Consider the following 9,078-nt stretch of genomic DNA (forward strand, 5'->3'; position numbering starts at 1 on the left):
GAAGAACTAGCCTTTAATTCCGTAATGCTCAAGCATCGCGTCGAGCTGCGGCTCGCGGCCACGGAAACGTTTGAACAGTTCCATTGGCTCTTCAGACCCGCCACGCGTCAGGATGTTATCCAGGAATGACTGGCCGGTATCGCGATTGAAAATGCCTTCTTCTTCGAAGCGAGAGAACGCATCCGCAGCCAGCACATCAGCCCACAGGTAGCTGTAATAGCCCGCCGCATAGCCACCGGCGAAAATGTGACTGAATGCATGCGGGAAACGCCCCCATGACGGCCCCGGCACGACGGCGACCTGTTTTTTGATTTCCGCCAGCGTTTCGAGGATTTTCGCCCCTTGCTGCGGGTCAAATTCCGCATGCAGACGGAAGTCAAACAGACCGAACTCCAGCTGACGCAGGATAAACAGCGCCGCCTGGTAGTTCTTCGCCGCCAGCATTTTATCCAGTAATTCCTTCGGCAGCGGTTCGCCAGTCTCGTAATGGCCGGAGATAAACGCCAGCGCGTCCGGTTCCCAGCACCAGTTTTCCATAAACTGGCTCGGCAGCTCGACCGCATCCCACGGCACGCCGTTGATCCCGGAAACGCCAGCGGTCTCGATGCGTGTCAGCATGTGATGCAGGCCGTGACCAAATTCGTGGAACAGAGTGATCACTTCATCGTGGGTGAACAGCGCCGGTTTGCCATTCACCGGGCGGTTAAAGTTACAGGTCAGGTAAGCGACCGGTTTTTGCAGTGAGCCGTCGGATTTACGCATCTGACCGACACAGTCATCCATCCACGCCCCGCCGCGTTTGTGCTCACGGGCATAAAGATCGAGATAGAAGCTGCCGCGCAGTTCATTGTTTTCGTCATACAGCTCAAAGAAACGCACGTCCGGATGCCAGACATCCACATCCTTACGCTCTTTTGCGGTAATACCATAAATACGTTTCACCACTTCAAACAAGCCGTTAACGGCTTTGTTTTCCGGGAAGTACGGACGTAATTGCTCATCACTGATGCTGTAGAGATGCTGCTTCTGTTTTTCGCTGTAGTACGCGATATCCCACGGGTTCAGCTCATCGACGCCAAACTCCGTTTTCGCGAAGGCGCGCAGTTGCGCCAGCTCTTTCTCGCCTTGCGGACGCGCGCGTTTTGCCAGATCGGTTAAAAACTCCAGCACCTGCTGCGGGTTTTCCGCCATTTTGGTGGCGAGCGATTTAAAGGCATAGCTTTCAAAGCCCAGCAGTTGCGCCAGCTCGTGGCGCAGGGCGAGAATTTCCGCCATCACCGGGCTGTTGTCCCATTTACCGGCGTTAGGTCCTTGATCGGACGCCCGGGTCACATAGGCACGATACATCTCTTCACGAAGCTGCCCATTGTCACAGTAAGTCATCACCGGCAGGTAGCTCGGGATATCCAGCGTCAGCAGATAGCCTTCCTGCTCTTTCGCTTCAGCCTGTGCTTTTGCTGCCGCCAGCGCGCTTTCCGGCATCCCGGCCAGCTCTGCTTCATCAGTAATCAGCTTCGTCCAGCCCATGGTGGCGTCGAGGACGTTGTTGCTGTACAAGTTGCCCAGTTCAGACAGGCGGGTGGCGATCTCACCGTAGCGCTGCTGTTTTTCTTTCGGCAGGCCAATGCCGGAGAGTTCAAAATCACGCAGCGCGTTATCCACAGCTTTTTTCTGTGCGGTGTTCAGCGTAGCGTAATGATCGCCGTCACGCAGGTCGCGGTATGCCTTGTATAAACCTTCATGCTGACCAACCCAGGTGCTGTATTCCGATAGCAGCGGCAGGGTTTGCTCGTAGGCTTCGCGCAGTTCCGGGCTGTTTTTTACTGAATTCAGATGGCTGACCGGAGAAAAAATACGCCCCAGGACGTCATCGACTTCCGCCAACGGTTGGCAAAGATTTTCCCAGCTGTAGGGTGCGCCCTGTGCTACGACGCGCTCCACATTCTCACGGCAGTCGTTCAGCGCTTTGGTTACCGCCGGGACCACATGTTCCGGCTGAATGTTGGAAAAAGGCGGTAGCTCGAAAGGCGTCAGTAAAGGATTGGTCATAAACGCTGTCCTGTTAGAATAAGGTGAATGTCGCGCGCGTCCGGCGCTGTGCAATATCCCTGTAGAATGGGGATAAGTGTAGAGGATTTCAATGCCAGGCGTTGCGCTTTCGCGGCAGGGGTGAGTTTTCTGTATACTGTGGCGATAGGCTTTTTATTCGCCCGAAAGCGTGACGCTAATCGGGCCTACGTTTACAACCTGGAACACGTTTACCCATGCTCAGTTATCGCCACAGCTTCCACGCTGGCAACCACGCCGACGTCCTTAAACACACGGTTCAGAGCCTGATCATCGAGTCGCTCAAAGAGAAAGAGAAGCCGTTTCTCTATCTGGACACCCATGCAGGCGCGGGCCGTTATCAGTTAAGCAGCGAGCATGCGGAGCGCACCGGTGAATACCTGGAAGGTATCGCCCGCATCTGGCAGCAGGACGATCTGCCAGCCGAACTCGAGCCGTACATCGGCGTGGTCAAACACTTCAACCGTAGCGGGCAACTGCGTTACTACCCCGGCTCCCCGCTGATCGCGCGTCAACTGCTGCGCGAGCAGGACAGCCTGCATATGACGGAGCTGCATCCGAGTGATTTCCCGCTGCTGCGAGGTGAATTCCAGAAAGATGAACGTGCCCGCGTAGCCCGTGCCGACGGCTATCAGCAACTGAAGGCAAAGCTGCCGCCGGTCTCTCGTCGTGGTTTGATTCTCATCGACCCGCCTTACGAGATTAAATCGGACTACCAGGCCGTTGTCGCCGGCATTAGCGAAGGCTATAAACGTTTTGCCACTGGGACGTATGCGCTGTGGTATCCGGTAGTGTTACGCCAGCAAATCAAGCGCATGGTGCACGATCTGGAAGCGACCGGCATCCGTAAAATCCTGCAAATTGAGCTGGCGGTCCGCCCGGACAGCGACCAGCGCGGCATGACCGCCTCCGGCATGATTGTGGTCAACCCGCCGTGGAAGCTGGAAGCACAAATGAACACAGTGCTACCGTGGCTGCACAGCAAGCTGGTGCCAGCGGGTACCGGGCATACCTTGGTAAACTGGATCGTGCCAGAGTAATTGCAGCCATCGGTGGAAACTATTGATTTCAGGTATACAATCGCGGCAATCAGAACGTAAGGAAAAGACGCATGAGCAAGCATTATGACTACATCGCCATCGGCGGTGGCAGCGGCGGTATCGCCTCGATTAACCGTGCAGCCATGTACGGCCAGAAGTGTGCGCTGATTGAAGCCAAAGCGCTGGGCGGCACCTGCGTTAACGTCGGGTGCGTCCCGAAAAAAGTAATGTGGCATGCTGCGCAGATCCGTGAAGCGATCCACCTGTATGGTCCGGACTACGGGTTTGACACCACGATCAATAAATTCAACTGGGATACGCTGATTGCCAGCCGTACTGCCTATATCGACCGCATTCACACCTCGTATGACAACGTGCTGGGTAAAAATAACGTTGATGTGATCAAAGGTTTTGCCCGCTTCGTCGATGCCAAAACCATTGAAGTCAACGGTGAAACAATTACTGCCGATCACATTCTCATCGCCACGGGGGGTCGTCCGAGCCACCCGGATATTCCGGGCGTGGAATACGGTATCGACTCCGATGGTTTCTTTGAACTGCCGGCCCTGCCGGAGCGCGTCGCGGTTGTCGGTGCCGGTTATATCGCCGTTGAACTGGCGGGCGTGATTAACGGTCTGGGTGCCAAAACCCATCTGTTCGTGCGTAAGCATGCGCCACTGCGCAGTTTTGACCCGATGATTACCGAAACGCTGGTGGAAGTGATGAATGCCGAAGGCCCGACGCTTCACACCCACGCCATTCCGAAAGCGGTCGTGAAAAACGCCGACGGTAGCCTGACGCTTGAACTGGAAGACGGTCGCAGTGAAACGGTCGATTGCCTGATTTGGGCGATTGGTCGTGAACCGGCAACCGATAATTTCAACCTGGCAGCGACCGGGGTAAAAACCAACGACAAAGGGTATATCGTCGTCGATAAATACCAGAACACCAGCGTGGACGGGATTTATGCGGTCGGAGATAACACCGGCGCTGTCGAGCTGACGCCAGTTGCTGTTGCGGCAGGTCGCCGTCTTTCTGAGCGCCTGTTTAACAACAAGCCGGACGAGCATCTGGACTACAGCAATATTCCTACCGTAGTCTTCAGCCACCCGCCGATTGGCACCGTAGGTCTGACCGAACCGCAGGCGCGCGAGCAGTATGGCGATGCGCAGGTGAAAGTGTATAAATCTTCGTTTACTGCAATGTATACCGCGGTAACCTCACACCGTCAGCCGTGCCGCATGAAGTTAGTCTGCGTCGGCCCGGAAGAGAAAATCGTCGGCATCCACGGTATCGGCTTTGGCATGGATGAAATGTTGCAGGGCTTTGCAGTAGCGCTGAAAATGGGCGCCACCAAGAAAGACTTCGACAACACCGTGGCCATTCACCCGACGGCAGCGGAAGAGTTTGTGACCATGCGTTAATGTTCCTGACCCCGTGATTTCACGGGGTTTTTTCTGCAATTTAAAAATGGACAATTTAGTTCCTCCTCATAACACGACTTTCCCCCGGGTATAAATTAAAATCCGCAACAATACTTGCCGCGCTAATAGTATCTAATGCTATTTATTTTAAGAGGTTTTACCCGATGAGAAAGACATTACTTCCTGCTTTAATTGCCGTCGTTTTATTCCCGATTGTGACACTCCCGGCGCATGCCACCGCGCGGGCTGAAAAACGTCAGGACGCCCGTGAGATCCGCCAGGATGCCCGTCAGGACGGTCGTGAAACAAAACGGGAATGTGTCCGGAATAACGATGAAAGTAATTCCCAGTGCCGCCAGGATAAACGTGAAAACCGTCGCGAAGGGCGTCGCGACGCGCGTGATGAGAAATGGTAATCCCCGTATTCAGCGGGGTAGGAAACCTTATCCAGGCGACGTCCCGACAATATTCACAATTCGTTTCATTCGAATGTTCCGAAAATAGGGATTCGCCAGTCGACACGTAATAAAAATTATTAACGGTTATCAATGCATTGTGCTTTTTTCTCGGTTTGCGGCGGTTGTGTAAACGTGATCTGTCGCACACTTTGCACCGCACACACCGAAGCGAATGTCTACGCTTAAAAGACAGCCGGGCAACACCCGTATCCTTTACGACGCAATCCGGAGGTCTTTCTCATTATGATCAACCAGAAACTGCAACACGCCCCGTCAGAGGAAATCACGATCGACGTCGATCTTTTCTACGAAACGGATCCGTGCGAGTTAAAACTGGATGAGATGATTGAAGCAGAACCGGAACCTGAGATGATTGAGGGGCTCCCCGCCTCTGACGCCCTGACACCAGCCGACCGCTATCTCGAACTGTTCGAGCACGTACAGTCCTCGAAAATTTTTGCCGACAGCAAAACGTTTCCTGACTGTGCGCCGAAAATGGATCCGCTCGATATTCTGATTCGCTACCGCAAAGTCCGTCGTCATCGGGATTTCGATTTACGCCGCTTTGTCGAAAATCACTTCTGGCTGCCTGAAGTCTTCGACAGCGCGTATGTTTCCAACCCGGAAAATTCGCTGAAAGAGCATATTGACCAGTTGTGGCCGGTACTCACCCGCGAGCCGCAGGATCATATTCCGTGGTCATCGCTGCTGGCGCTACCGCAATCCTATATCGTGCCAGGTGGTCGATTCAGCGAAACCTACTACTGGGATTCCTATTTCACCATGCTGGGTCTGGCGGAAAGCGGTCGCGAAGACCTGCTGAAATGTATGGCAGATAACTTTGCGTGGATGATTGAAAACTACGGCCATATTCCGAACGGTAACCGTACTTATTACCTCAGCCGCTCGCAGCCGCCGGTGTTTGCGCTGATGGTCGAACTGTTCGAAGAGGACGGTGTTCGCGGCGCACGGCGCTACCTCGACCATCTGAAGATGGAGTATGCCTTCTGGATGGACGGCGCAGAGTCGCTGGTGCTCAACCAGGCGTATCGCCATGCCGTCAGGATGCCGGACGGTTCACTGCTCAACCGCTACTGGGATGACCGCGACACGCCGCGCGATGAGTCATGGCTGGAAGATGTGGAAACTGCCAAACATTCTGGTCGTCCGCCGAACGAGGTGTACCGCGATCTGCGCGCCGGTGCGGCATCGGGCTGGGACTATTCTTCCCGCTGGCTTCGTGACCCCACACGACTGGCGAGCATTCGCACCACGCAGTTTATCCCTATCGATCTCAACGCCTTTCTGTTCAAACTGGAGAGCACCATCGCCAATATTTCAGCGTTAAAAGGCGAACGTGACGTGGAGGCACTGTTCCGCCAGAAAGCGAGCAACCGACGGGCTGCCGTCAACCGCTATCTGTGGGATGAGGAAAATGGCTGCTTTCGCGACTATGACTGGCGGCGGGAGCAAATGGCGCTGTTCTCTGCCGCCAGCATTGTCCCGCTTTACGTCGGGATGGCGACCCATGAACAGGCCGATCGGCTGGGGGATACCGTGCGTGCTCGCCTGTTGACGCCCGGCGGCATTATGGCCTCCGAGTACGAAACCGGCGAGCAGTGGGATAAACCCAACGGTTGGGCGCCGCTACAATGGATGGCAATTCAGGGTTTTAAGATGTACGGCGATGATGCGCTGGGAGACGAAATCGCCCATAGCTGGTTGCAGACGGTGAATCAGTTTTATCAGCAACATCATAAGATTATTGAGAAATACCATATCGCCAGCGGCACCCCGCGCGAAGGGGGCGGCGGCGAATATCCGTTGCAGGATGGCTTTGGCTGGACCAACGGCGTCGCACGGCGCCTGATTGGGCTGTATGGAGAACCATAACGGTTACTCTATCACGTCAAAAATGGCGCGCTGAATCTTTAGCCATTTCTCGTTATCCGCGCTGGGATCGGCGCGGAAACGCCGCTCTGCCTGCCCGGTATCATGCTGCTGTCGCGCTATCACCGCAGGCACTGTGCAGAAACGCTTCAGATAAGCTTTGTGTTCGCCCGTCAGCGGCGCACCACCGGACATGGCGTGACCCAACGTATTGATAAAGCGTCGACACGGTTTGCTTTCATCCATCTGCGAGGGGTAGCGCAACAGTAACTCGAGGACATCGGTATTGTTGCGGGCAAACGCCGTTTCGGTCCACGAGACCTGCCAGTTCATACCGCCCTGCAAAAATAGCGCGGTGACCCGGGTGTCATTGCGATCGATCGCCGCACGCATGTTAAACACATCCCAGGTGATCCCCATCTGCGTCACCATTTCGCGTGCGGAAGGCAATTCGCGCTTGGGCTCTGCCTGGGTGATCTTGATGTTCGGCGCGGGCGCGGGCGGTTGCGAACTCACTAACCACGCTCCACCGCCCAGGATGGCGATCACCATAAGCCCCACCGCGCCCCAGAGCACGCCAGTGATCAGTTGTTCACGTTCTTCCGCCGTGCGCAGTGAACGCTTGCGCAGGGGTTCAATGGATTCGCCAATTTCCTCGGTATCGCCTCCCGCCTGACGGTCCTTTTTCCGCGCCTCTTCCCAAAACTGCGCCAGTTGCCCCTCTTCCACAATCATTAACGCCGCCGGATTAATGCGGGCGCGCCCTTGCTCATAGGCCCGCTGGACAGGACGGACAATATGCTGAAACTGGCAGGAGAGTAACGTCAACTGTGCCGAAGACAGCGGCTCCCCGGCCAGCACCGTGTTACGCGCCTGGCGACAGTCATCGAGAAACACCCGCAGCGTCAGGCGCGGTTCAACAAACAGGTTCAGCACTGACGCATCGTTAAAGATGCCGGAATAGTGGCGGGTGAAGGTCTTTTTATCGACAATCATCAGCGCCAGCTCGCTAAAACGCATCCCATTCAGCGGATCCTGGCGTTCACCCAGCTTAATCCAGCGTCTGAGCTTATCCGCGCCAAAGTTGTCTTTGAGGTAATTATTGAGCTGCGTTTTATCCGGCCACATCTGCGAGATAAGCGCAGTCAGGGTTAACTCAATCGTGCGTAACTGCCGTTCTGCGCGTACTTGCTGACTGTGGTCGGCCTCTTCAATGTCCGTTTTAAAATTGAGTAACGATTGATGATGGCGCAGCAATTCCAGCGACCTGACCACGCGCAGGGCGGCAATCAGTTGGTTCTCACTGACCTCCTGCCCGCTGTCATATTGCGGTACGCACTGCTGGAGATGGCGCAGTTGCAGCGTGAACTGGCTCAGTTGCGCGTCGTTGAGATGCAAACGCCGGGCGACCTGGCTCCAGCCGCCCAGGTTCAGCCGGGCTTGATCCAGGTGTTCCAGAAACCATCGCGGATCTTTGCCGTCAGAGGCATGCACCCCCAGCATCAGCAGGATCTCCACCGAAGCCTGGCGGATAATCCCCAGACAGTGTTCAAAGGTGGTGCGTGTCGTCAAAACGCTAATCGTCATTCTCTTCCTTCGCTAAAAGCGCCCCCATACGGAGACCATTAATTTTGCTTTAGTTCTTTGTTTTAATTATTAGTTTTTATAGATATAACAAGTTCAATAATTAATACAGTGACCGCTACGTGAACATTGAGAAATATCCCAGGAGATAGCCCTGTGCCCATACTGAAAACAGCCCGCCTGACCTGTCGCCCGATAACCTCTGCCGACTGGCCCTTTTTTCTCGCGCTGCAGCAGGATCCGGACGTGATGCGTCATGTGGCCGACGCGCGAAGTGAGCGCGACATTCGGGAAGCGTTCGATTCTCGCTTACCGACATGGCATCCGGGCGACGCACACTGGCTGTGTTTGCTCCTGTGCGATAACGAAAGCCACAAGCCGCTCGGGGTGACGGGCTATATTCATCGAGGGGAAGTCTGTGCTGAGGTCGGGTTCTTGCTGACGCCCGGCGAGCAGGGAAAGGGATACGGGACAGAATCACTACGCGCCGTCTGCGATTACGCATTTACCACCGGCGGTCTGCGCCGTCTGACCGCTTGTGTCACTGAAGGTAATCAGGCTTCCCGGCATGTGCTGGAGAAAGTGGGATTTATACTGGAAGGGACGCTCAGGGAG

At 55.2% G+C, this 9,078-nt stretch carries 7 protein-coding genes; 5 read left to right on the forward strand and 2 right to left on the reverse strand.

Annotation, left to right across the window (positions count from 1 at the left end):
- Window positions 1-6 precede the first annotated feature (6 nt).
- Window positions 7-2,049, reverse strand: coding sequence for an oligopeptidase A (gene prlC, locus AB7E14_RS01980; protein WP_044253702.1), 2,043 nt, complete (start codon window positions 2,047-2,049; stop codon window positions 7-9).
- Between the two features lie 215 nt (window positions 2,050-2,264).
- Between prlC and AB7E14_RS01985 the strand changes: the two genes are divergently transcribed.
- From AB7E14_RS01985 to AB7E14_RS02000, 4 genes are all read left to right on the forward strand, one after another.
- On the forward strand, window positions 2,265-3,107 hold the full coding sequence (locus AB7E14_RS01985; protein WP_044326588.1) for a 23S rRNA (adenine(2030)-N(6))-methyltransferase RlmJ: 843 nt from the start codon (window positions 2,265-2,267) through the stop codon (window positions 3,105-3,107).
- A gap of 71 nt (window positions 3,108-3,178) precedes the next feature.
- The gene (gene gorA / locus AB7E14_RS01990) at window positions 3,179-4,531 is read left to right on the forward strand and encodes a glutathione-disulfide reductase (RefSeq protein ID WP_042998529.1); all 1,353 of its coding nucleotides are present in this window, start codon (window positions 3,179-3,181) and stop codon (window positions 4,529-4,531) included.
- A 164-nt stretch (window positions 4,532-4,695) separates the two neighbouring features.
- On the forward strand, window positions 4,696-4,947 hold the full coding sequence (locus AB7E14_RS01995) for a hypothetical protein (protein ID WP_044253705.1): 252 nt from the start codon (window positions 4,696-4,698) through the stop codon (window positions 4,945-4,947).
- Window positions 4,948-5,232: 285 nt separating this feature from the next.
- Window positions 5,233-6,882 (forward strand): alpha,alpha-trehalase, encoded by a 1,650-nt coding sequence (locus AB7E14_RS02000; RefSeq protein WP_090050218.1) that lies wholly within the window; start codon window positions 5,233-5,235, stop codon window positions 6,880-6,882.
- 3 nt (window positions 6,883-6,885) lie between these two features.
- On the opposite strand, the gene AB7E14_RS02005 is transcribed toward AB7E14_RS02000, so the two are convergent.
- Window positions 6,886-8,466 carry an STY4199 family HEPN domain-containing protein gene (locus AB7E14_RS02005; RefSeq protein WP_042998532.1) on the reverse strand — a complete coding sequence of 527 codons (1,581 nt, stop codon included), beginning with the start codon at window positions 8,464-8,466 and terminating at the stop codon, window positions 6,886-6,888.
- Between the two features lie 153 nt (window positions 8,467-8,619).
- On the opposite strand from AB7E14_RS02005, the gene AB7E14_RS02010 reads away from it, so the two are divergent.
- A partial coding sequence (locus tag AB7E14_RS02010; protein ID WP_428169301.1) for a GNAT family N-acetyltransferase occupies window positions 8,620-9,078 on the forward strand: 459 nt, incomplete at its 3' end.

This window comes from Citrobacter sp., assembly GCF_050252275.1.
GTDB lineage: Bacteria > Pseudomonadota > Gammaproteobacteria > Enterobacterales > Enterobacteriaceae > Citrobacter_A > Citrobacter_A amalonaticus.